Genomic DNA, 23522 nt, shown 5'->3' on the forward strand with positions numbered 1-23522 from the left:
CCAGCGCCTATAGGCCGCTGTGACGGCTGGGGAAAGTGCCCTCTATGGGCCTCTATGCCGCTACGCCACCGCACTCCATTCCGGCATGGGAGTCTGGTGCCGCCAGCGCGTGCTGGCGGGCAGCGGCAAGCTCACCATTTTCGCGCCGCTGTGGAAGATCAGGCCCTGGTCGGACAATCGCTTGAGTGCGTCCGCGATCGCCGCCGACCCAATCGCCACCGACTCGATGGCGCCCGATAAGGCGTCGATCGTTTGCGGTGTCCGCAATGCCCTGATGATGGCGCTGTCGTGCGCATCCAGCAGATAGGTCAGTGCGGTTTCCCCGCGCGTATCGACGATCCGCGTCTCGGGGCCCTCATCGGCATAGGACAGAATGACGTCGCGCGTGCGGTGAAGCGATTTCCAGTGATCGACGATGCGATCAATCTCGCGGTGCGCGGCGCGCAGTTGCGGCGCGTTTTCGAACGGGCGCTCGAAATAATAGCAATAGCGGTCGAGGTCGAAGCGGCTTTGCTGCAGGAAGGACTCGCCGAAGATCAGGCCATAGCTCGAGTCATGCGTCGCCGTCGGCAAGCCGAAGCGTTCGGGGGCTTCCTGCAACGGTGCGTAGCGGGTGATCTGAACCGGCAGCCGCGTCGATGGCGCATCCAGGTGAAACAGGGTCGGCAGCACCGCGATCATCCGGCGATAATCGTCGATATCCTCATCGGGAAAACCGTAGATCAAATTGTAATGGACCAGGACGCCGGCGGCCTTGCCGAGCAGCATCGTGTGGACATTCTGTGTCGCGGTCACGCCTTTGCGCATGGTCTGGAGAACGGTGTCGGAAAGCGATTCGATGCCGGGCTGCACCTCGGTGAAACCGGCATCGCGCAGCAGGTCGACCCATTCGGGTTTGACGTTCGCCTTGATCTCGCCGGTCAGCGTATATTTCTGGCTGCGGGACGCCAGCAGCGGCAATAGCGTGCGATAATAGGTCTGCGGCAGGATATAGTCGGAGAAACGGAATGCGGTGATGCCGTATCGCTTCGATGTTTCGTCAAGCGCACGGATCACATTGTCGGGATGCTTTGCGCGAAACGCCATGTCGCTGTCGGCGATGCCGCAAAATATGCAGTGGCTTTTTGCGCCCCACCAGCATCCCCGGGCATTTTCCAGCGGCAATCGCTCGACCTCGATCTCGACTTGGTGATCGCGCTGCAAGGCGGCGACATCGCTGAAGAAATCGTCATAATCCGGGATCGGCGAGCTGTTGATATCGATCAGCGTCGCTGCCGCCGTCTGCACCACAGCGCCCTGATCGTCGCGGATCGACAAACCGGGGATTTCGGAAAGCGCCTTCTCGCCGATCGAGCTGCGCGCCAGATCGGCGATCGCCGGTTCGCCTTCGCCGTCGCAAATCGCATCGATCCAGGGAAATGCGTCGAGGATCGTGCCCGCCGTCGGCGATCGGACGGCATAGCCGCCAAGCGCCACAAGGATATCCGGGGCACGCTGCTTGATCAGCCTGGCCAGCGCAACGGAAGCGATCGTCTGGTCGAACATGCAGGTGAAGCCGACGAACGTTGCGCCGTCATCGACGATCGCATCGGCGCATTCGTCGAGCCAGGCGGGAATGGTTTCACGCCGCAGGATCAGTAACTGCTCGATCACACCGTCCTCGCCGCCCCATTCGGCTGCGTCGATAACGCCGAGGCTCAGCAGGCGTTTTGTCGCCGCGCGCAGCAGACGGGTCTGGCGCGGCGTAAGCTCGGGATCGATCACGCCACTGAACAGGAAATCATTGAGCGCGAACACATTGGCGAGGGCATAATAGGTCTTGGCTTGCAGGAAGCGCAGCGCGAACAGATTCAGGTGCCGGACGCGCGCCCGAATCCCCGCCGCGTTTAGCACTGCCTTCAGGACGCCCAACCCCAGGCTGGGCTCGGTAAGCGTTGTCCAGGGCATGCTGACCAGCACCGCATAGGGTGCTGGCCGCTGCTCGAACAGTTTGACGACGTTCAAAACTTCGCGACTCGCGACAGGTCGCGGACCGAAAGGCGTGCGCGGCCCGCCTCGGTCGGAACCAGCATGATGACCACGGCGACAACCACGCCGACGACAATCGCCGCGTTGCTCACCGGACCACCCGGATCGCCGATCGGATTGCCGCCACCGCCTGCCACGATCACGCGGTCAAGTGCTTCGGGTGACAGTACGACGCCGATCGCGTGGCCAATCTCGGCCGGGCGCAGCGCCCAGTTTCTGACGAAACGACCATCGGCCATGACCTTGTGGAAATATTCCAACACTTCCCGATCGACCGGGTCAGCCACCTGCCCAAGCTGCGATGGTGCGACCGATTTCAACGCGGCGGCGGTTTCGCTGCTGATCGGTACGTTGAGGCGCTTGGCCAGGGCTTCGGGGTTCTCGAAAGCGTCCACCAGATTGGCGCCTTTTTCGCGGACTGCACGGCCGAAGCTGATGATGTCATCGTTCAACTGTCCATTGGCGAACATATCGGCTGCGACGGGCGGCAGGAAATGGGGTTGCGGAATGGGGATGGGCGGCTTGCCGGTGCTGCCGCAGGTGAAGCCCCCATCAGGGTCATCGAAAATGATCGAAGAAGTCTTGTCGAGCGGTCCGAAAATCCCCTCGATCTGCTCGACGACAAAATTCGCGGCCTTGGTGGTGATGCTTCGCAGTTCGCCCTGGCTAACCTTGTCGCCGTCACTGTCGATCGAATTGACCAGCAATGATACGCCGCGCAGCTGTGCAAGCAATGCCGGATCAAAGGGCGGTATGCGACGCACGCCATGCGCAGTGATAATAATACCGCCACCATCGCCGCCACCAAAGAGGATAATATGAGCCATAGTCGTTCTCCCACAGGTCTAGCTTTCCGGCGAGCTGTGCAGAGCCGGATGCGAATCTAGGGCGACCATTTATTATGCTCATTCATATAACAGGGTGCGAAACGGAACACAAATGCCTTACCACGGTGGGATTCTGGATTTTCCGAGCTGTTAAAGACGGAAGTAACTATACGAAACTTGTATTGACCTGCAGCAGATCGCGGAATTCGGGCGGGAAATGGCCGAATTTGCGCGCGCCTACGCAAAAATGCCTTGGTCTATCACTGAGACATTTCGTTGTTGGATGCTCGGTTGATCTCATCGATGGCCGAAGTCGAACCGTGCATTGCATCGGATGATGCGTGATTCTAGCCTTGGGTATGCAATCCGAACCTGCCGCAGCGATCGACCCCGCGCTGATCGAACCCTGGTTGCGCGCCCGATCCGTGGCACGAGGCCTCCCCCAGCCCGTCCGTGACCGGGGCGGCCTGAGACTCGATACTAATCTGCCGGCTGAGTTGCGGCGATATGTCTTCGCCCGAGCCGGGCCCGGCCTGATCGAACTGGGCCGATCGATTACGGCACCGCTCGTTTTTCTGAAGCTGTGCGGACCCCCGGAACAGCTCGCATCACTGCTTCCCGCGTATTGGTGCCTGTCCCCGGTCGGCTATGTGATGACCTGCGATGCGCCGCCCGCCACTATTGGGTTATCGCCGGAGTATCGGATGGAGACTCATGCCGACGGCCCGACCACTGAAATCCGCATCCTTGACGATCGCGACGCTCTCGCGGCGAGCGGCTTTGCCGCCGAATGGGATGGGCTATTTGTGTACGACCGGATCGTGACGGATGCCGGGCACCGCCGGAAAGGCCTTGGCCGCGCCGTCATGGCCGCGCTTGGCGCGGTGCGACGATCACCGCAATCGCGCCAGCTGCTCGTGGCCACCGAAGAGGGACGGGCGCTTTACGCTATGATGGGCTGGGAAGTGGGACAGCTCTTCTCCTCCGCCAGCATTGTCGATGGCACCGGAACGCCGGCCAAGGGCGATTCAACACTGCGGGATGCGGCACTGTGACGGTCGGGTGAGAGCCGGCCAAGTGCTCCTGTTCCGCTCCTGTTATCAATAACAGGAGCGGAAAAATAATGCCGAAAACAGGAGATAACAGGGCGAGACGCCGGGCGATCAGGAGGCGCGGCAAGCCATGAGTTCGACCCTAGAATATCTCCCCCGTCGCTTGAGCGATCGCGTCGGCAATATCCTCGCCCGACATCTCCCCTGTGCGAAATGCGCGGGCGGTCGCGTCTGCCCAGAGTGTCGGCGGATCGGAATTGTTGCGCGAGAGGCTGCCGACCGCCGACGCCTCCTGCCGCGCCCAATGCGCGAGCGGGGCGGCGAGGGCCGGGTCCGGCTGAGGCGAATCGCGCCGGGTCAGGCAGGCGCCCCAGCGATGCGGCGCGTCGCACACCATGCTGACCAGCGCGCGGTCGAACCGCCGGCGGACTTCGTAATGGCCGAAATCGACCATATGGGCGCGAACCCCCGGCTGCCGGTCGAGGCGTGCGAGTTGAATGTTGATGCCGTCGCACGTGGCGTCGCCCGATCCGTCGAGCATGGCTTCGACCTCGGACCGGACGCGTGGATCGACCGGCTCGAAGGCGCTGTCGACATAGGCAATGCGCGGCCCATCCGCCGCCGCGCGCAGATGATAGCGCGATCCGGCATTGCTGCTGGTCAGGCCATAAGCGCGCAGCAGCAGCTCGATCTCCAGCCGGACGCGCTCGCCGGCCGAGCCGCGCCACGGCAGCACCGGCTCGTCCTGGTCGCGGGCATGGGCACGGCGCACCAGCACGGCAGCGGGCAGCTGCTCGCCGCGATGAGTCAGGGCATCGAAACCGAGATCGAGTACGGCATAGGCCGGCACGGTCCACAGATCCGGTGCGGCGCGGGCCAGGATCGCGGCGATGATCGCTTCCATCAGCACCTCGCGCAGCGCCTCGCGAAGCGAACAGAGTCCCGATGAATGATGCGCGCGTGCCGGGACATGTCCCGCACCGCGACCGACGCCCTTCAGGTCGAGCAGCAGATGCCCGCTGTTCCCCGGCCAATCGGCCCGCAGTACCGCCGCGCGACCATAGCGCGGCGGCCGCCATACCAGGCGCGGTTCGCCGATCGTGGCAATCGGGGTGTTGACCTCGGCCTGTGCGGCCTGAGTCAGCGACACCAGACCGGCCTGTTCCAGCATCCAGGCTTCGCGTGTCACGACTGGATCCAGACCAGCGGCGCCAAGTGCTTCGTCCGACAGCGCCGGCATGTCGTGCGCAAGCAGGGCGTGATCGAGCAGGACGACCCGCGCTGTGGCCACTCGCACGAGCTGATCGGCAACGCCGTCCGGGGCATCGATCTCGGCCAGGTCGCGCTTCGGCGGATCGACCGGCAGGCGCGGCGGCACGATGCGGCACATCGAGGGTGGCGGGTTCATCTATGACTCGATTGGTGCCGGAACATTGTCTATGCGTAACGAACCGCCGGAATGAGTACAAACATGTACCGATGGCGGCGGCAACCAGGGGGGATGCAGGCCATGAACAGCGACGACCCGAAGCCATCGACCGACCCGCACGCCACGGCCGCGAACCTCGCGTCGCAACAGGCCGGGCAAGCCGTGCCCGCCGATGGCGGCTTGAGCGACGAGCTGAACGAGGTGCTGCTCGGCCTCAAGCGCAAGATCGCGGCCAGCCCGGCATTGCAGAGCGTGCTCCACGCCGCCGACGATGCCGAGGATTTCTTCAAGCGTCTGGTCGGGATCGGCGCCGATCACGGCGTCGATTTCACCCCGGAACAGGGCAAGGCATTCGTGCAGCGCCGCAACGATGTGGTTGCCGCCAATCTCGGCGCCGAAGCGCCGCCCAGTTCGCAGACCAACAACTGCACTCAGGGCAATACCTGCCAGACGCTGTGCACCAACAATCCCTATAATTCGTCCTGCTGACGATAGCATTGGACGAAGGACTGGGTGTCGGCGGATCGCTCCCGATGCGGCAAAATGCATCGGGAGCGGTTCCATCTATGACTCGCCCGGCCGGTGAACATTGTCTATGCGTAACGAACTGCCATACCGGGCGAAGCGACCCGGGTCGGCATTGGGGCAATGGGGATGCACGATGAGTAGTGACGAAAAAAATCCTTCGACCGATCCGCATGCGAGCGCCGCAAGCGCCGCGTCGCAACAGGCTGGGCAAGCCGTGCCGGGCAGTGAAGGCCTGAGCGACGAATTGAACGCCTTGCTGCTCGACCTGAAGCGCAAGATCGCAGCGAGCCCGCCGCTACAGAACATGCTGCACGCCGCTGAGGATGTCGAAGACTTCTTCAAGCGCCTGATCGGCATCGGCGCGGCTCACAGCATCGAGATCACCCCGGAGCAGTGCAAGGCCTTCATTCAGCGCCGCAACGATGTGGTTGCCGCCAATGTCGGCACTGAACCCCCGCCCAGTTCGCAGACCAATGGCTGCACCGAGGGCAATACATGCCAGTCGCTGTGCACGGTAAACCCCTATAATTCGGGTTGCTGACGGCGGATTGGTTTGGCCCGTCATGCCCGCCATGACATGGGCACAATGATGCACTGGCATTGTCCGGGTGAAGACGGCAACTAGAGGAGGCAAGCGATGAGTGGCGACGACCAGAATCCTTCCGATCCGCATGCCGGCGCCGCGAGCGCCGCGTCGCAACAGGCTGGGCAAGCCGTGCCGGCCAGAGAAGGCCTGAGCGACGAATTGAACACCTTGCTGCTTGACCTGAAGCGCAAGATTGCGGCCAGCCCGCCGCTGCAGAACGTGCTGCACGCCGCCGAGGATGTCGAAGACTTCTTCAAGCGCCTGATCGGCATCGGCGCGGCTCACAGCATCGAGGTCACCCCGGAGCAGTGCAAGGCCTTCATTCAGCGCCGCAACGATGTGGTTGCCGCCAATGTGGGTACCGAGCCTCCGAGCAGCAGTTCGGAAACGCTGGGTAACACTTGCCAGTCGCTGTGCACGGCGAACCCTTATAATTCGAGCTGCCGTTGACCGCGAGAGTTGGTTTGGCCCGTCATGGCGGGATGGCGTTGTCCGATCGCCGCTGGTGATGTCGTCATTGCATGTCCAAAGATCGGCCGGCGCAAGTCCCTCGGCTCGATCATCGACCGGTCATGCCTGACATGATGACGCAGGCGCCGGCGATGTCCGTCTCCGCTCGCTCGGCCGGCGTGTCGCCGGGCGTCGATCCCGCGACGCCGCTGCCGTTCGAGGAGGTGCTTGCACCGTTGGTCGGCCGGACGATGGATGCGCTGCTGGCGGCGCTTGGGCAGACGTACCCCGCTTTCCTCGCCCGGCTGTCGCCAGCCGCGACCGGGATGATCGAACGCTCGCTGCTCCACCGTCTGGTGTCATGCAGTGTGCCGATGCTGTTGGGCGCGTTCAACCAGTGCCGGCCGCCGGGCTTCACTTTGCTGTCACGCTTCCTTGATGGCGAGGTGCGGGCGGCCAATCCCGATGAAGGCGCGTCGCGCGTTCGCTATGACGGCTTTGTCGCCGATATGCTGGCGGGCGGTTTCGAACGTCTGCGGCACAGCCATCCGGTGTTCGCGCATGTGCTTGACACCGAGGTCCGCCATTTCCACGGCCATCTCGTCGAGGCGGCGGGGCGCCTGCTCGCCGATCTGCCGGCGATCGGCCGGACACTGGGCCGGCAGGGAGACCCCGGTGCGATCCGCTCGCTCTATCTGACCTTGTCCGATCCGCACCGGCACGGCCGCGCGGTGATGATCTTCGCGTTCCAATCGGGCCTATCGATCGTCTACAAGCCGCGCGACCTGACGCTGGATGCCGCGTTTCACGCCTTTTGGCAGTGCTGCGAACCGTTAGCGGCCAGGCCCGCCTTTCTGCCGTGCGGCGACTATGGCTGGATGGAGGCGGTCGAGCCGGTCGCGCCGGCCACGCCCGGGGAGCAGCGACAGCTCGACTTCGCCTCGGGCCGGCTGCTGGCGGTGCTCTATCTGCTCGGCGCGACCGATTGCCATTTTGAGAATTTCATCGTGCGCGGCGGCGAACTGGTGATGATCGATGCCGAGACCGCACTGCATCCGGCATTGTCGGACCGGCCGGTCGACCGCGCGCATCTCGGAGACCCCTGGGCTTGGGACAGCGTGATGCGACCAGGGCTCCTGCCTTATTGGATCCATGCGCCCGATGGCGACGGGGCCTGCGATGTCAGCGCACTTGGCCGGCGCGGCGCAGTACGCGGCAATTTCGCACGCCAGCGGTGGCGCGCGATCAACACCGATGCGATGACGCTGGCGAGCGAGCCGGCAACACTCGATGCCGAGGCTTCCGAGAGTCGAGAGATCGACCTCAACGCATTGAGCGACGGCTTCGCCACGATGTACCGGAGTCTGGTCGAGCGGCGCGATGCCTTGAAGGAATCGGCCGAACTCCGCGCCCTGGGCGCGGCACGGGCGCGCTTCGTGGTGCGCGGGACGATGCAATACGGCACCATGCTGCAGAAGAGCCTCGTGCCCCATTGCCTTGAAAGCTTCGCTGCGTACCGCGCGCATTTCGAGCAGTTGCCGGCGCTGGTCAATGCGGCCGACCCGCATTGGGCCCAGCTGCGCGAGGCCGAGATCGCGGCGCTGGAACGGCGCGACATTCCCTATTTCGCGGTTGATACTTCGGGCGTGACGGTAACCGCATGCGATGGCGCAACGGTCGATGCGCCAGGGCTGCGCTGTGCCTATCCCGATATGCTCGAACGGTTCGACCGGCTCGGCGCGCCCGATCTCGCGCGGCAAGTCGCGTTGATTGGCGCGAGCATCGCTGCGGCCCGCACCCGGCGCGGGACGACCGATGGCGACCGCGTGCCGGTGCCGGTGCCGGGTGCGGGCGATCCGGCGGATGCGCTGATGCAGGCCGCGCTGGAGATCGCCGACCGGATCGCCGCCACCGCCCACGGCGTCGACCGGGGGACTGCGCAGTGGATCGGCCTGCATTATTACAAGGCTGCCGATTGCTACGCACCACAACGGCTCGGCCATGGGTTTTATGAGGGCAATGCCGGCATCGCACTGTTCCTCGCCGCGGCCGCGGCGCTGGGCGCGCGCGACGATCTGCGCGACGCGGCCCATGCGGCACTGGCACCGATCCGCACGTTCGATCTGCGTGCGCCGGATGCGGCGGCGGGACGGATCATCGGGATCGGCGCCGGCGATGGTCTCGGGTCGCTGGTTTATGCGCTGACACGCTGTGCCGATCTGCTTGGCGACGAGTCGCTGCTGGCCAATGCGGCGCGGATCGCCCGCGACATCGACGATGCAGCGATTGCCGCCGATCCTCATGCCGACATATTGTACGGCACCGCCGGCGCGATCGTGTCGCTGCTGGCGCTTCATCGGCGTACCGGCGCGCCGGACCTGATCGATCGGGCGACCGCCGCCGGCCGGCGTCTGATGCAGCAATGGGCCGAGCTGCCGCGCACGCTGGGCATGTCGCATGGTGCTGCCGGATTCGCTCTGGCGCTCGCCCGCCTCGAGCGTGCGACCGGCGATGCGGCATTCGGACGGACGGCCGGCGAGGCGATCGCGTTCGAGCGCGGCCTGTTCGATCCGGCGGCAGGCAATTGGCCCGACCTGCGCTTCCCGCCCGAGCCGGAAACCGGTCGGCTGCCCTGTTCGGTGATGTGGTGCCACGGCGCGCCGGGCATCGGCGCGGCGCGCCTCGCCATGCTCGACCTCTATGCCGATCCGCAGGTGCTGGAGGATGTCGAAACCGCGATCGCGGCGACGCTGAGCAATGGCGTCGGTCCGATTGACCATCTGTGCTGCGGTAATTTCGGGCGAATCGATTTCCTGACCGAGGCGGGACGCGTGCTCGATCGGCCCATGCTTCATGCGCAGGCAAGCGCAATTGCACTTGCCCGTCTTGCACGCTGGCGCGAAACGGGATCGTTCGCGCTCGACGTCAATGACGCGCCCGACCGTCTGAAGCCTGGCCTGTTCAGTGGCCTGGCCGGAATTGGTTATACATTGCTGCGCCTCGCCGCGCCGGGGCGGCTGCCGACGGTCCTGACATGGAATTGAGCCCGGATGAATTGAGTCCGGGCGAATTGAGCGCAGGCGTGACGCCGACGGTCGGCGTGATGCTCGACCGTCTGGCACCGGCGCTGGTACCGCCTTTGTTCGATGCAGCGGCGATCGACCGGTTGCGTGCCTTATGCCATCGCCTGCCGTCGGCGCGCTTCCTGTTGTTCGAGCGTCATCTGGGGCCAGGGTCGGGGTGTGTCGATCTCAGCATCGGTCACCCGGCCCGCCTGCCTGCGGAGCTCGATCTGGCAGCGATTCCTGCCGCGTCAGGTGCGCTGTGCCTGGAATATGATCTGGGCCTGGAATATGATCCGGACGGCGACACGGCGGCGCCCGCCTTATTCTTCACCGTACCGCTCAGCCCGGCGCTGACCGATGCGGCGCTGGTTGCGTTGGCGGCCGGGCTGCTTGGACATATGCCGGCATCGATGCGCGACTGGCTCAAGTGTGCCGCTGCGGCGCAGGTGCCGGACGAAAGCTGGATCACTCATGTCGGCGCGATGCTGGGCCGGGAAGGTCGGCCGATCCGTGTCAATATCGGCGCCTCGTCCGCCGCGCCGCTGCGCCGTTATGCGGTGGCGGCGGGGTGCGGCGCCGGGCCGCTGGCCGCGCTCGATCGCCTGTTGTCGATCATCGACGGCCTTCCCCTGTCGCTGATCCTTGCGCTCGAATTCGGCACCGCATTGTCGCCGCGGATCGGGATCGAGCTCTATATGCCGCCGCCCGAACAAGCGGTGGCCGCGCTGCTTCACCGCCTCGAAGCATATGACCTGTGTAGTGCCGCCGAAGCCGCTGCGATCCTGATCTGGGCCGACGAGACGGATACGGATGGGCCGCCCTGGCCGGAACCGCTGCGCAGTCTCGATGCGCTACTCGGCCCGGCCGCACGAGGGCGGGCGATGCGGTCGGTTGCGCATCTCAAGCTGGTCGCCGAACCAGAGGGCGAGGTGCGGGCAAAGGCATATCTTGCGGCATTCTATGTGCGCGGCGATCCACGGTCAGCGCGGTGGATATGAGCGACGCGCGGATCGAGTGGCGTGGCGACCTGTTCGCGGCTGACCTGGCCGCGGCGCGCACCGGGCTCGCTCGTTTCCCGCTCATCGCGCGTCCGTTCAGGCACACCATGACCGCATTCCTGCACCCCGCGGGGGAGGAGGAGATCGATCTCGGCGCGATCATCCGCCTGCGCGCCTATGGCGACCTGGCGACCGTCTCGGCCGGGGCGATTGCCGTGCTGTTGCAGGGCGGGCTGCACGGCAAGCTCCAGCGCAAGGCGCAATCCGGAGCGATGCGTTCGCTCGGGTCCGCGATGCTGCGCTGGCCAGACGGCGAACTGCTGGTCGCTGGCACGCGTTATCGGCCGCTATCGGTGCGGGTTTCGGAGCGGCTCCATCACAGCCTGGCCGATGCCGCATCGTCCGGACCGGAGGCCGAGGCGCGGCGTGTGACGGTCGATCTCGACCGGCACCTGTTCCGGCTCGCTGCGGATGGCGAGGTCAGGCTGCTTGGGCAATTGGGGCCGCGGATCGAATTCAAGGGACCGACACAAGCTTGGGTCGATGATGTGCGCATCGCGGTCGATGCCGATCATCTGGTTAGGCGCCGGCCCAATCGCGCACTCGAACTGCTGTTCCAGGATATGCTGCGCGACAAGCTCGTCTCCGCACCTGGGGGTTTTCCCGAAGCCGAGCTCAAATTCGACCTGCAGGGCGGGATCGACGACACCGTGATCGACGCCGTGGTGCTGGCGCTCGGCGATGTGCGGCCGCTTCTCCCGCCGCCGCACCGGATCGAGCGGGTGCGCCGCTATCATCTCTGTCGCGACCGCCTGAGCAGCGACGCCTGCACTGTGGTCGAAACGCCGTCTGGGCGATTGTCCGAAAAGCGCAAGCGCAACAGCCGCGCCCTCGGCGGAGTGTTGTTGCGCGATACCATCGCCTCGCGCACCACCGACCGTGATGGTGTTGCGGTGCCGATCGCCGATTTTCTGGCTGATCGCGGCTGGACGTGCCTCGCCATGTTCGAAAAGACCCAGACCAAGCTGCCCTTCGCCCTGCCCGGTGGCCGCGCCTATCTGATCAGCGTCGACCAATGCTTCGCACCTGATGGGCGCACGCTCGATCAGATCGAGCTAGAATTCATCGGGTCTGTGGATGGTGCGCTGGTCGATCCGGCGAATGTGGTTGCGGAGCTTCAGGAACTGGGGCGGCGGTTACAGCGCAGCGCGCTGGGTCGGCGTCTCACGCCCAGTACGCTCACCAAGCACGGGTTTTTCAGCGCCGCTGCTACGCTGGTCGCCTGACGCGGCAAGTGCCAGGTCGAGCACGGCGTGAAAGGCGCGCCGCTCCGCCGGCATGGAATGACGGGACGCCATTTCTCGTCCGTTGCGTATCAGGCGAGCGCGCAAGCCCCGATCGTCAATTGCACGCAACACTGCCCTGACATGCGCATCGAGATCGCCGAACGGTGGCTGAAGGCAGGTCTCCGCCGCGATGCAATGGCCGTAAGTGCCGGCCACGTCGCTGCAAATGACGATGCATCCGGCCGCCATGCCTTCCAGCGCCGGCAGATAGAAACCCTCGACCCGGTTGGGCAGCGCGACCAGCACATCGGTGGCGCGGATGATGCCGACCTGCTCGGCATGCGGGCGCCAGCGACCATCGAGCAACTCAGGCTCATGACCGAGTGCACGCAGTCGCTTGTCCAATCGCGCCGCGAACTCCGGCTGCTTCGCGCCGAGGATGGTGATGCGGTGGCGCTTGCGTGGACGGTGCGCCGCGGCGCAGGCAGGGTGAAGGCCGATCGGCACGACATGGATGGGCCCGTTCGCCACCGGCGCGATCTGATCGGCCAGTATGGGGGTGGTGCAGATCCGCCGTGCCGGCCGCTCGAGATAGCCGCGCAGCACCGGGTCGGCGAGATAGCCGGGATGCTGGACGAAATGGATGATCTCCGCTGCAGCGGTATCGTCAGGGAGCAGCGGCCAGTCCTTGCCGTTGATGCAGACAAAGCTGATGCCGCTCATATCCGGTGTCGCGGCAAGGTGATCGGCCGGCAGCCCCGCCCAGATGTCATTCGACTGATGGTTCGAGCCTGGCGGAAACCAGACCGTCGCGTCGATGCCGGGATGCGCCGCTGCGTGTCCGAAATAATCGCGCACCTTGATATTGCCGCCGGTCGGCCGCCGCACCTCACGGATGAACAACATCCTGCTCTGGTTGTGCGGGCGCGGGGTCATTGGCGCACCGTAGCTGTCCAGCCGGCTTCCGCAAACGCCCCATAAGCAAAACGCCCCGGCTCATCACCGGGGCGTTTCGTTGTTCGTAGATCGTTAGCCTCAGTGATGACCGCCGTCGTCGATCACCGGGAGCGTCTCGAACTGGTGATAGGGCGGCGGGCTGGACAGCGTCCATTCCAGCGTCGTCGCACCTTCGCCCCAGGGATTGTCGGCCGCCTTGCTGCCCTTGGCCAGCGACCAGAACAGATTGACGAAGAAGATAATCATCGAGGCAGCCATGATCATGTAGCCGACCGTCGCGATATGGTTCCAATAGGCGAGGCCGTCGGTATAATCGGGCATACGGCGCGGCATACCCTGCAGGCCGAGGAAGTGCATCGGGAAGAACATCACGTTCACGCCGATGAAGAATATCCAGAAGTGCAGCTGGCCGAGGAGCTCGTTATAGTTCCGGCCCGACATTTTCGGGAACCAGTAATAGAAGCCCGCGAACAGGCTGAACACCGCGCCGAGGCTCAGAACGTAGTGGAAATGCGCCACCACATAATAGGTGTCCTGCATGTAATCGTCGACGCCGCCATTGGCGAGCACGACGCCGGTCACGCCGCCGACCGTGAACATGAAGATGAAGCCGATCGCCCAGACCATCGGCGTCTTGAAGCTCAGCGAGCCGCCCCACATCGTCGCGATCCAGGAGAAGATCTTGATGCCGGTCGGCACCGCGATGACCATCGTCGCGGCGGTGAAGTACATCTTGGTGTTTACGCTGAGGCCGGTGGTGAACATGTGGTGCGCCCACACGACGAAACCGACCACGCCGATCGCGACCATCGCATAGGCCATGCCGAGATAGCCGAAGACCGGCTTTTTCGAGAAGGTCGCGATGACCTGGCTGACAATGCCGAAGCCCGGCAGGATCATGATGTACACTTCGGGGTGACCGAAGAACCAGAACAGATGCTGGTAGAGGATCGGGTCGCCGCCGCCGGCCGGATCGAAGAAGGTCGTGCCAAAATTGCGATCTGTCAGCAACATGGTGATGGCGGCCGCGAGCACCGGCAGCGCGAGCAGCAGCAGGAAGGCGGTGACCAGCACCGACCACACGAAAAGCGGCATCTTGTGCAGGGTCATGCCCGGCGCGCGCATGTTGAAGATGGTAGTGATGAAGTTGATCGCGCCGAGGATCGAGCTCGCGCCGGCGAGATGGAGCGACAGGATCGCCATGTCGGTCGACGGCCCGGGCTCGCCATAGGTGGAGAGCGGCGCATAGAGCGTCCAGCCATTGCCGGCGCCGCCGAAGAAGGGTGAGGCGAGCAGCAGCGAGAAGGCGGGCACCAGCAGCCAGAACGAGATGTTGTTCATGCGCGGAAAGGCCATGTCCGGCGCGCCGATCATGATCGGTACGAACCAGTTGCCGAAGCCGCCGATCATCGCCGGCATGACCATGAAGAACACCATGATCAGGCCGTGCGCGGTAACCAGCACGTTCCACAGATGGAGCGAGTGGTCGAGACCGGCCTCGCCGCCGGGCAGATAATGGACCCAGGTGCCGAGATACTGGATGCCCGGATGCATCAGCTCCGCGCGCATCAGGCCCGAGATCGAGCCGCCGACGATCCCCGCGAAGATCGCGAAGATCAGGTACAGCGTGCCGATATCCTTGTGGTTGGTCGACATGAACCAGCGCGCGAAGAAGCCGGGCTTGTGATCGCCGTCGTGCGCGTGATCATGGCCATGGCTGTGGCCATGCGCGTCGAATGCGGATGAGTGAATGGCGGTATCGGTCATGTCTTAGTGTCCGGTGCCGGCGGCGGCGGTGTTAGCCGTCGCGCCCTGAGTGGTGGTGGGGGCGGCGCTGGTCGCATTCTCGACCGGACCTGTGGTGTTGGCGATTGGCGCTGTACCGGCTGCAGCCGGGGCGGCTACTGGAGCCGCGGCTGCGGGAGCAGCATCCGGCTTCGCGCCCTTGGGCGTGCCGCCCTTAGCCTTGACCCATTTTGCGAAGTCTGCCGGCGACACCGCCTCGACCGCGATCGGCATATAGCCGTGACGCGCGCCGCACAGTTCCGAACACTGGCCGAAATAGACGCCTGGCTTGTCGATGGTGAAGCTGGTCTCGTTGAGGCGGCCGGGGACCGCGTCGAGCTTGATCCAGAAGGCGGGAACCGCCCAGCTGTGGATCACGTCGTTGGCGGTGGTGATCAGGCGGATCGGCACGCCGACCGGCAGGACGACACGGTTGTCGGCGGCGAGCAGGCGGGGGCCGTCCGCATCGGTGCGGAACCGCTCGCCCGGGGCGACCTGATCCTTTTCCTTGAGCATATTGGCGGTCACTTCGAATCCGCCATTATCGGGATACTGATACGACCAATACCATTGGTTGCCGATCGCCTTGAGTGTGATCGCATTGGTCGGGGCCGGCTTATACTGTGCCTGAAGCAGGCCGATCGACGGTACCGCGAGCAGCACCAGGATGACCACCGGCGCCAGCGTCCAGACGATCTCGATAAAAGTATTGTGTGAGGTCTTCGACGCCACCGGGTTGGCGGCGGCGCGGTAGCGGTACATCACCCAGAACAGCAGGAAGAGGACGAACAGCGAAATCACCGTAATCACGGGGACCAGGATCGCGTCGTGGAACCAGTGCGCGCGCTCACCATTCTTGGTGACCTGCGGCTGAATGCCCCAATGGCCGTCAACCGGTTGGCCGATGCCCGCTTTCGGAGCCAGCGCAGGTGCGCCATCCTGTGCAAGGGCCGGATCGGCCGGCTTGGCAGTCGCAGGGGCAGCCGCAGCGGGCGCCGCGACCGTCGTAGCCTGGGGCGCGGTGGCAGCCGGTGCGGTGACCGTCGGTGCGGCAGGCACCGTTGCAACTGGCGCCGTTGCGGTCGGCGGCGCGGCATGGCCAGCCCCTGCCAGCAGCAAGCCTGCCGCCAGTACGATCGATTTCAACCCCGTTATACGCATCAGTGTCGTCATCCCCGAAATCTTGGCCTAAAAATCTTGGCCCCGCGACTACGCCACCCCTTGTTGGACAGGGTGACGCTGGGCGGAAATACGCCCGTTTGTGACGGGCCTATACGCGTGACCCTCGCGTGTCTCAAGCTTGCGAGCGGCTTTTTTGCCCATGACGTTGCGCTTGGGGTGTCCGCCCCCCTATTTGAGCCCCGACGAAAGGGCCCCACCATGACCAAAGCCATGACCGAAGACCAGGTTCTCGCAGAATTCCGTGCCGCGGAAGCACTGCTTGAGGGGCATTTCATCTTGTCGTCCGGTTTGCGCTCGTCGCGCTACCTGCAATGCGCGCGCGTGCTGATGGACCCGGCGCGCGGCGCGCGGCTGGCCGAAGCGGTTGCCGCGCAACTCCCTGGCGATGTTCGCGACTCGATTCAGGCGGTGGTCTCGCCGGCGATGGGCGGGGTGATCGCCGGGCATGAGATGGCGCGCGCGCTGGGGGTCGAGGCGATGTTCCTGGAGCGGCCCGAGGGCGTGTTCGAGCTGCGCCGCGGATTCCGCCTTGCGCCCGGCACACGCGTGCTGATGATGGAGGATGTGGTGACCACCGGCCTTTCGTCGCGCGAAGCGATCGCCGCGATCGGTCGGGCCGGCGGCGTGACCGTCGCGGCTGCCGCCTTGGTCGATCGCTCGAACGGCAGCGCGGATCTCGGCGTGCCCTTCTACCCGTTGATCCGGCTCGACGTGCCGACCTATGCCGCCGATGCGCTGCCTCCCGAACTGGCGGCGGTCACGGCGATCAAACCGGGAAGCCGCGCAGCATGACCGATCAGCTCCGGTTGGGGGTCAATATCGACCATGTCGCAACGGTCAGGAACGCGCGCGGCGCGGGCTATCCCGATCCGGTGCGCGCGGCGTTGCTTGCGGCCGAGGCCGGCGCGGACGGGATCACGGCGCATCTACGCGAGGACCGGCGGCACATCACCGACGACGATATTGCGCGGCTGTCCGATGCGTTGACCATTCCGCTCAACCTGGAAATGGCCGCGACCGATGAGATGCTGGCCATCGCCCTGCGCCACCGGCCGCACGCCGCCTGCATTGTGCCAGAAAAGCGTGAAGAGCGTACCACCGAGGGCGGGCTCGACGCGGCCGGCCAGCACAACCATCTCGCGCCGCTGGTTGCGAGCCTCGGAAACGCGAACATCCGGGTCAGCCTGTTCGTCGAGCCCGATGCCCGGCAGATCGATGCCGCGCTCCGGCTCGGCGCTCCCGTCGTCGAACTGCACACCGGGCGCTATGCCGAACTGGCCGGCGAAGCGCAGGCCGAGGAGTTGCGCCGCCTGGCGGATGCAGCAGCACTGGCGGCGAAGAACGGGATCGAGGTCCATGCCGGCCATGGCCTGACCTACGACAATGTCGCCCCGATTGCTGCGATCCGGCAGGTGCGCGAGCTGAACATCGGTCATTTTTTGGTCGGCGAGGCGATGTTCGTCGGACTGGGCGAAGCGGTCCGCGCCATGCGCGCAGCGATGGACGCGGCACGGTGAGGGGCTTTCTTCATTCTCCCTGGACCAGGGAGGATTGAGATGATCATCGGGCTCGGTTCCGATCTGTGCAGCATCGAGCGGATCCAGGCGTCGCTCGACCGGTTCGGCGAGCGGTTCGAGCTGCGCGTCTTCACTGAGGTCGAGCGCGCCAAGGCGGCGCGGCGTCCCTTCACCAAGGCTGGTACGCTGGCCAAGCGCTTCGCCGCCAAGGAGGCCTATTCCAAGGCGGTCGGCACCGGCTTCAAGGCCGGCGTGTTCATGAAGGACATCGGCGTGGTCAATGCGCGGTCGGGTGCGCCGACGCTCGCGTTGACCGGCGGGGCCAAGGCGAGACTTGACGCCTTAACCCCTGCGGGCCACGTCGCGACAGTACATTTGACGATGACCGACGATCATCCCTGGGCGCAGGCCTTTGTGATCATCGAGGCCATCGCCATCCAAGACGATAATGGCAAGGAAAAGTAATGGCGGCCGAGGATTTGGCGTTGGACGCAAACCAGCCGGTAGAGGAAGCTGGGACGGAACCGCCGTCAAAGGCCGGCAAGCCGCAGACCAGCTGGTGGGACGAGGCCAAGGGCATCGTCTGGCTGGTGCTGGCGGTGCTCGGCTTCCACAGCTTCATCGCCAAGCCCTTCTATATCCCGTCCGAATCGATGCTGCCGGGCCTGCTTGTCGGCGACCGGCTGGTGGTGACCAAATATCCCTATGGCTGGTCGTTCGTGTCGCCGACCTTCCATTTGCTGCCCTTCTTCCCCGGGCGATTGTTCGGCCGCATGCCGGAACGCGGCGATGTCGTCATCGTTACCCCGCCGGGGACCAAGACCGATTATATCAAGCGCATCATCGGCCTGCCCGGCGATCGGCTGCAGGTACGCGGCGGCGTGGTGTTTCTGAACGGCGTCGCGATCAAGCGCGGGCCGCTGCATGAGGCGCGCATCCCGGTCGATCCCAACGCGACCTGCGACCCCGGCCAATATCCCGGCGCGCTCGAGACCGACAAGGACGGCAAGAGCTTCTGCCGCCTGCCGCTCGTCACCGAGACATTGCCCAATGGCCGCAGCTACGAAACGGTCGATCTGCAACCTGACAGCCCGGGCGACAATTACGGCCCGATCACCATTCCCGACAAACATGTCTTCCTGATGGGCGACAATCGCGATCGCAGTTCGGACAGCCGCTTCCGGCTCGGCGAACCCGATCTCGGCCTTGGTGGCCCGGTGCCATGGGAATATGTCGGCGGCCGTGCCGAATTCATCACCTTCTCGCTGGATGGCGCGGCGTCCTGGAACCCGCTGACCTGGTGGGGGTCACTGCGGTCGGGCCGCGCCGGCACATCGCTGCATCCGCGGGAAGAAAAGAAATGACCGATCAGCGCCCTCATGACGGTATCGACCTGGTCACCGGGGCCAGCCCGCATGAGGTGCGCGATCCGATCATTCGTGCAGAACTGAAGCGCGCGACGGTCTGGCTGAGCCTTGCCGCGGCCATGGCATTGGTCGTCCTGCTGATTCAGCCATTGTTGATCATCTTTGCCGGGCTGGTGTTCGCGTCGATGCTCGATGGCGGTGTGCGCCTGCTCGGGCGGGTGCTCAAGATCGGGCGCGGCTGGCGGCTGCTGATCGTCGTCGTGCTGGTCGTCGCCTTCCTCGGCGGAACATTTTACATGACCGGCGTCCAGGTCGTGCAGCAGGTCACACAGCTGCAATCGACGCTGGTCGAACAGTTCAACCGCGTTACCCACTGGCTGTCGCAAATGGGCGTCATGCCCGGCCGGTCCGACCTCAACAGTATCCTGCAACAGGCGATGGGGTCGGTCGGCCGGCTCACCTCCTTTGTCGGCACGGCGGCGGGCGCCATGACCAGCCTGTTCATGGTGCTGATCATTGGCCTGTTCCTGGCGATGGACCCCCGGGTCTATGAACGCGGCGTGCAGTGGATGATCCCGATGGACAGCCGTCGCGAGTTCGCCATCACGCTGCAGCGCATGGGCGTGACAATGCGCCGCCTGCTCGCCGGGCGGCTTGCCGGCATGGCGTTCGAAGGTGTGCTGACCTGGATCGTGCTGGCGATCGGCGGCGTGCCGATGGCGATGCTGCTCGGCATCATCACCGGCATCCTTGCCTTCATCCCCAATATCGGCGCGTTCGTCAGCGGCGTGCTGATGGTCTCGGTCGGCTTCAGCGCCGGGGTGGATACCGGGCTATGGGCGATCTTCACCTATTTCGCGGTGCAGACGTTCGACGGCTATGTCGTCATTCCAATGGTCGCGAAACGTACGGTCGATCTGCCGCCGGCGCTGACCCTCGGTGCGCAGATCCTCGCCAGCGCGCTGTTCGGCGTGATGGGACTGGCGCTGGCCGATCCGATGACGGCGATGATCAAGGTCGCGCTCGAACGCAGCTCCGAACGCTCCGAGGAGGAAGATGCGGAATCGGCGGGAACGACGGTGGTATGATCCTGCTGCACGATTATTGGCGGTCCTCGGCCTCCTACCGTGTGCGCATCGCGCTCGAATTGAAGCATGTCGCTTATGAGCGCCACGACATCGCCCTGCTCGAAGGGGCACAGCGGGCGCCCGAGCATTTGGCGCGCAACCCGCAAGGGTTCGTGCCGACGCTCGAAATCGACGGCGCGGTGCTGACGCAAAGTCTTGCGATCATCGATTATCTCGACGCGACGCGGCCCGATCCGCTGCTGGTGCCACGCGACGCACTGGCGCGGTCGCATGTCCTTGCTCAGGCGCTGATCATCGCCGCCGACATCCATCCGATCGACAATCTGCGCGTGATGAAACGGCTGCAGAGCCAGTTCGGCGCTGACCAAGCCGCGCGCGACGACTGGTACCGGCACTGGATTTATGAGGGATTCAACGCGCTCGAACTGCTGGCGGGGGATGGGCGGCATCTCGGCGGTGAATCGCCCAATCTCGCCGATGTCTGCCTGGTGCCGCAGATGTACAATGCGCGGCGGCTGGAGATGGATCTCGCGGCCTATCCAAAACTGGTGGCGGCGGATGCCGCGGCGGCCACCGTGCCGGAGATTGCGGCGGCGCATCCAGACCGGGTCAAGCCGCCCGCCTGAACGCTATCGTTCGACCAGCCGGTCGAACAGCGCCAGATAGTCGCTCCCGGCATTTTCGCCCGGCTGCGGTACGGCGACAGGGCGGGCGCGGCCCGGCGCGAGCCAGTGACCGAGCGCGGCGATCAACGCTGCCGGATCGCCCGCCGGCACGATCGTGCCGAGCGCCGGGCCGGTCACGATCTCGTGCACCGCGATGCTCGAGTCGGTCGTGACCACCGGCGTGCCGAGCGCCAGCGCTTCGCGCAGCACGCCCGGCACGCCTTCGAAATCCGAAACCAATGCCGCCACGGCCGCGCGCGCGATGACGGGAAGCGGATCAGCGGCGTGGCCGGGCAGGCTGACCCGATTGCTCAGGCCAAGAGCCGCGATCTGTGCCTCCAGCGCCGGCCGCTGGCCGCCTTCGCCGAGAATGACGAGCGCGATTGTCGGGTCTAGCTGCGGCATGGCATCGATCAGCCGCTCCCAGCGCTTCTGGGGCTCGAGCCGTCCGACACCGAGCAGGAAACGCCCGTTGGGCAAAGCAGGCGTGACCGCACCCGGAATGGCGCGCGCCGGGGGATTGGCAATGACGCTAATCCGGCCGGCGGGCATGCCCATCGCGGTAGTGGCCTCGCTGGCCATTGCCGGGGTCATCGCCACGACATGGGTGATGAAGTACGGATGCAGCCGCAACCACGCACGATAGCCCTGCGCGACAGGGAAATGCTGATCGGGGCGAACCATCGCGTTCGACACTTTGGCGACGATCGGCGGACAAACGCTGCCGAGCCGCAGCCGGGTCGCGGCGGCGACGCTGGTATAATGATTGCCGGGACAGAAGATCAGATCCGGCCGCAGCCGCGCGACTTGCCGCGGCACGGCGGTCAGCAGACGGCGATACCCGGCGGACCCGAGGGCGATCGTCTCGACCCCGTCGGGCAGTTCGGCGGCAAGCGGCCCGTTCGGATCGCCGATCACCAATGTCGCCCGCCGCCCTGCCGCGACCCAGTCGCGCAACAGCCGCAACTGTACGCGCTCCACCCCGCCGCCGCGCCAGGACTGGGCATAGGTCAGTATGTGTCGGGCGGTGGTGGATGGCGAAGTGGGCATGAATCGGGACAGTTCCCGACGCGCTGCCGTGCGTCAAAGGAAATCCCCAATCCAACCACTGCTTGAATTCGCTTTGCCGCATACCATGTTGCGGTGCGGCAATTTTGCGGCTATGCGCGCGGTGCTCCGTCTTGGAACTGTGCGATAACAGCGGACGTTTTCCCCAGTGACCATCCCCACAAGTGGAGCTTCCATGAGCACGAGCATCGCCGAGGCTTCCCTACCGCTTGCCCCTGATCTCGCGGGGCTTGAGCCGCTGCAGACGATCAAGAGCCGCTGGCCGACGATCATCGGCGCGGTATTGACGGTGGCGATGGTCGTCGGGCTGGGCCACGAATTGTTCGGGTCGGGACTGGCCGGGCTGAGCCGGATGGTCCCCGCGAGTCCCTTATTCTACCTGTTCTTCGGCTTGCTCTACATGTCGCCGCCGACCGGCGATCTGATCATCTTCCGCAAATTATGGGGTATTCCGGTCGGGCAAGGCTATGCCGCATTGCTCAAGAAGCGGATCGCGAACGAAGTCGTGATCGGCTATTCGGGCGATGCCTATTTCTACACCTGGGCACGGCAGCGCGCGCAGATGATCGCGGCGCCGTTCGGTGCAGTGAAGGACGTCACCATCCTGTCGGCGATCGCCGGTAACGGCATCACCTTGCTGATGATCGCGCTGGCCCTGCCGCTCGGCATCAACCTGCTCAGCGAAGCGCAGTTGCAGACGCTGGGCGGCTCAGCGGCAGTCGTCTTCGCGATTTCACTGCCCTTCCTGGTCTTTTCCAAAAAAGTCTTCTCGCTGCCGCGTCGGACCCTGTGGTGGGTCTTCATGATCCATTGCCTCCGCCTGACCGCGGGCTCAGTGCTGATCGCGCTGGCCTGGCATTTCGCGCTGCCGACGGTGTCGGTCTGGATGTGGCTATTCCTCGCCGCTGCGCGCCTGCTGGTGTCGCGCTTGCCGCTGGTGCCGAACAAAGACCTTCTTTTCGCCAACTTCGCGATCATATTCATCGGCCAGGATCAGGCCCTGTCGGAACTGGTGGCGTTCAGCGCGGCGTTGACGCTGCTGGTCCATGTCGTTCTGATCGGATCGTTCGGCCTGTACGGCCTGGTGAGGAAGAAGATATGAAGTCGCAATTGGCAGTCGCATTGACCGCGCTCGGCGTGGCGGCGACGGCCTTTCCTGCGAACGATGCGGATGCGCAGGCGAGCGTGATCGGCAGCGACGCTGCGGCCTGCATCGGCGGCGGCGGCCCGGCGATCCGCGCCAATATCATCGGGCTGAAGGATCGCATCGGCGAGCTCAAGCTCGAGCTCTATCCCGCGACCGAGGAGGATTTCCTCAAGGACGATCGCGACCTGATCAAGCAGGGCAAATTCTTTCGCCGCGTGCGCGTGGCAACCCCGCAAACGGGCGCGGTGTCGGTGTGCATCAGGGCGCCGCGCCCGGGCCGCTACGCCTTGCTCTTCACGCATAATCGCGACGGCAAGAACAAGTTCGACTTCTGGTCCGACGGTGCCGGCTTTCCAAGCAACCAGAAGCTCGGCCGGTCGCGCCCGAAATTGCCGCAGGCGCTGATCAACGTGCCCAATGGTGTGGTAACGACCGAGATCCGCGCGCAATACCTGCGCGGCCTGGGTGGTTTCTCGCCGATGAAGGGCGATTGAGCC

At 64.9% G+C, this 23522-nt stretch carries 22 protein-coding genes; 15 read left to right on the forward strand and 7 right to left on the reverse strand.

What is annotated here, in order from left to right:
* Positions 1-60: 60 nt before the first annotated feature.
* Positions 61-2004 (reverse strand): RiPP maturation radical SAM C-methyltransferase, encoded by a 1944-nt coding sequence (locus ACRECS_RS15275; protein WP_431583808.1) that lies wholly within the window; start codon positions 2002-2004, stop codon positions 61-63.
* The gene (locus tag ACRECS_RS15280; RefSeq protein WP_431583809.1) at positions 2001-2855 is read right to left on the reverse strand and encodes a hypothetical protein; all 855 of its coding nucleotides are present in this window, start codon (positions 2853-2855) and stop codon (positions 2001-2003) included. The genes ACRECS_RS15275 and ACRECS_RS15280 overlap by 4 nt, the downstream gene beginning before the upstream one ends.
* A 704-nt stretch (positions 2856-3559) precedes the next feature.
* Here ACRECS_RS15280 and ACRECS_RS15285 point away from each other — a divergent pair.
* Positions 3560-3910, forward strand: coding sequence for a GNAT family N-acetyltransferase (locus ACRECS_RS15285; protein ID WP_431583810.1), 351 nt, complete (start codon positions 3560-3562; stop codon positions 3908-3910).
* Positions 3911-4049: 139 nt separating this feature from the next.
* On the opposite strand, the gene ACRECS_RS15290 is transcribed toward ACRECS_RS15285, so the two are convergent.
* On the reverse strand, positions 4050-5315 hold the full coding sequence (locus tag ACRECS_RS15290) for a hypothetical protein (protein ID WP_431583811.1): 1266 nt from the start codon (positions 5313-5315) through the stop codon (positions 4050-4052).
* A gap of 102 nt (positions 5316-5417) precedes the next feature.
* On the opposite strand from ACRECS_RS15290, the gene ACRECS_RS15295 reads away from it, so the two are divergent.
* The 6 genes from ACRECS_RS15295 (at position 5418) to ACRECS_RS15320 (ending at position 12249) form a co-directional block, all read left to right on the forward strand.
* The gene (locus ACRECS_RS15295) at positions 5418-5825 is read left to right on the forward strand and encodes a Nif11-like leader peptide family natural product precursor (protein WP_431583812.1); all 408 of its coding nucleotides are present in this window, start codon (positions 5418-5420) and stop codon (positions 5823-5825) included.
* A 172-nt stretch (positions 5826-5997) separates the two neighbouring features.
* Positions 5998-6405, forward strand: coding sequence for a hypothetical protein (locus ACRECS_RS15300; RefSeq protein ID WP_431583813.1), 408 nt, complete (start codon positions 5998-6000; stop codon positions 6403-6405).
* A 96-nt stretch (positions 6406-6501) separates the two neighbouring features.
* Entirely contained in the window at positions 6502-6900 is a 399-nt protein-coding gene (locus tag ACRECS_RS15305) for a hypothetical protein (protein WP_431583814.1), read from the forward strand.
* A 152-nt stretch (positions 6901-7052) separates the two neighbouring features.
* The gene (gene lanM / locus ACRECS_RS15310) at positions 7053-9944 is read left to right on the forward strand and encodes a type 2 lanthipeptide synthetase LanM (RefSeq protein ID WP_431583815.1); all 2892 of its coding nucleotides are present in this window, start codon (positions 7053-7055) and stop codon (positions 9942-9944) included.
* A 38-nt stretch (positions 9945-9982) separates the two neighbouring features.
* Complete coding sequence (locus ACRECS_RS15315) at positions 9983-10963, forward strand: hypothetical protein (RefSeq protein WP_431583816.1); 981 nt, start codon at positions 9983-9985, stop codon at positions 10961-10963.
* Positions 10960-12249 carry a hypothetical protein gene (locus ACRECS_RS15320; protein ID WP_431583817.1) on the forward strand — a complete coding sequence of 430 codons (1290 nt, stop codon included), beginning with the start codon at positions 10960-10962 and terminating at the stop codon, positions 12247-12249. The genes ACRECS_RS15315 and ACRECS_RS15320 overlap by 4 nt, the downstream gene beginning before the upstream one ends.
* On the opposite strand, the gene ACRECS_RS15325 is transcribed toward ACRECS_RS15320, so the two are convergent.
* From ACRECS_RS15325 to coxB, 3 genes are all read right to left on the reverse strand, one after another.
* Entirely contained in the window at positions 12160-13155 is a 996-nt protein-coding gene (locus tag ACRECS_RS15325; protein WP_431583818.1) for a glycosyltransferase, read from the reverse strand. The two genes, ACRECS_RS15320 and ACRECS_RS15325, sit on opposite strands and share 90 nt — an antisense overlap.
* Positions 13156-13284: 129 nt before the next feature.
* Positions 13285-14973: a cytochrome c oxidase subunit I gene (gene ctaD, locus ACRECS_RS15330; protein ID WP_431583819.1), complete on the reverse strand. Its 1689-nt coding sequence runs from the start codon at positions 14971-14973 to the stop codon at positions 13285-13287.
* Positions 14974-14976: 3 nt separating this feature from the next.
* Complete coding sequence (coxB, locus tag ACRECS_RS15335; RefSeq protein ID WP_431583820.1) at positions 14977-16164, reverse strand: cytochrome c oxidase subunit II; 1188 nt, start codon at positions 16162-16164, stop codon at positions 14977-14979.
* Positions 16165-16383: 219 nt separating this feature from the next.
* Here coxB and pyrE point away from each other — a divergent pair, with 219 nt between their 5' ends.
* The 6 genes from pyrE to maiA are packed head-to-tail and all read left to right on the forward strand — an operon-like array spanning position 16384 to position 20771.
* The gene (pyrE, locus tag ACRECS_RS15340) at positions 16384-16965 is read left to right on the forward strand and encodes an orotate phosphoribosyltransferase (protein ID WP_431583869.1); all 582 of its coding nucleotides are present in this window, start codon (positions 16384-16386) and stop codon (positions 16963-16965) included.
* The gene (locus ACRECS_RS15345; RefSeq protein ID WP_431583821.1) at positions 16962-17690 is read left to right on the forward strand and encodes a pyridoxine 5'-phosphate synthase; all 729 of its coding nucleotides are present in this window, start codon (positions 16962-16964) and stop codon (positions 17688-17690) included. The genes pyrE and ACRECS_RS15345 overlap by 4 nt, the downstream gene beginning before the upstream one ends.
* A gap of 39 nt (positions 17691-17729) precedes the next feature.
* The gene (acpS, locus tag ACRECS_RS15350; RefSeq protein WP_431583822.1) at positions 17730-18155 is read left to right on the forward strand and encodes a holo-ACP synthase; all 426 of its coding nucleotides are present in this window, start codon (positions 17730-17732) and stop codon (positions 18153-18155) included.
* The gene (gene lepB, locus ACRECS_RS15355) at positions 18155-19054 is read left to right on the forward strand and encodes a signal peptidase I (RefSeq protein WP_431583823.1); all 900 of its coding nucleotides are present in this window, start codon (positions 18155-18157) and stop codon (positions 19052-19054) included. The genes acpS and lepB overlap by 1 nt, the downstream gene beginning before the upstream one ends.
* Positions 19051-20145, forward strand: coding sequence for an AI-2E family transporter (locus ACRECS_RS15360; protein WP_431583824.1), 1095 nt, complete (start codon positions 19051-19053; stop codon positions 20143-20145). Before lepB ends, ACRECS_RS15360 begins: the two co-directional genes overlap by 4 nt.
* The gene (gene maiA, locus ACRECS_RS15365; RefSeq protein ID WP_431583825.1) at positions 20142-20771 is read left to right on the forward strand and encodes a maleylacetoacetate isomerase; all 630 of its coding nucleotides are present in this window, start codon (positions 20142-20144) and stop codon (positions 20769-20771) included. Before ACRECS_RS15360 ends, maiA begins: the two co-directional genes overlap by 4 nt.
* Positions 20772-20774: 3 nt before the next feature.
* On the opposite strand, the gene ACRECS_RS15370 is transcribed toward maiA, so the two are convergent.
* Entirely contained in the window at positions 20775-21860 is a 1086-nt protein-coding gene (locus tag ACRECS_RS15370) for a glycosyltransferase (RefSeq protein ID WP_431583826.1), read from the reverse strand.
* A gap of 193 nt (positions 21861-22053) precedes the next feature.
* On the opposite strand from ACRECS_RS15370, the gene ACRECS_RS15375 reads away from it, so the two are divergent.
* Positions 22054-22980 (forward strand): hypothetical protein, encoded by a 927-nt coding sequence (locus ACRECS_RS15375; RefSeq protein ID WP_431583827.1) that lies wholly within the window; start codon positions 22054-22056, stop codon positions 22978-22980.
* On the forward strand, positions 22977-23519 hold the full coding sequence (locus ACRECS_RS15380) for a DUF2141 domain-containing protein (RefSeq protein WP_431583828.1): 543 nt from the start codon (positions 22977-22979) through the stop codon (positions 23517-23519). Before ACRECS_RS15375 ends, ACRECS_RS15380 begins: the two co-directional genes overlap by 4 nt.
* Positions 23520-23522: the final 3 nt, after the last annotated feature.

Origin of the sequence: Sphingomonas sp. (genome assembly GCF_050725575.1) — a bacterium.
In the GTDB taxonomy this organism is placed as follows: Bacteria; Pseudomonadota; Alphaproteobacteria; order Sphingomonadales; family Sphingomonadaceae; genus Sphingomonas.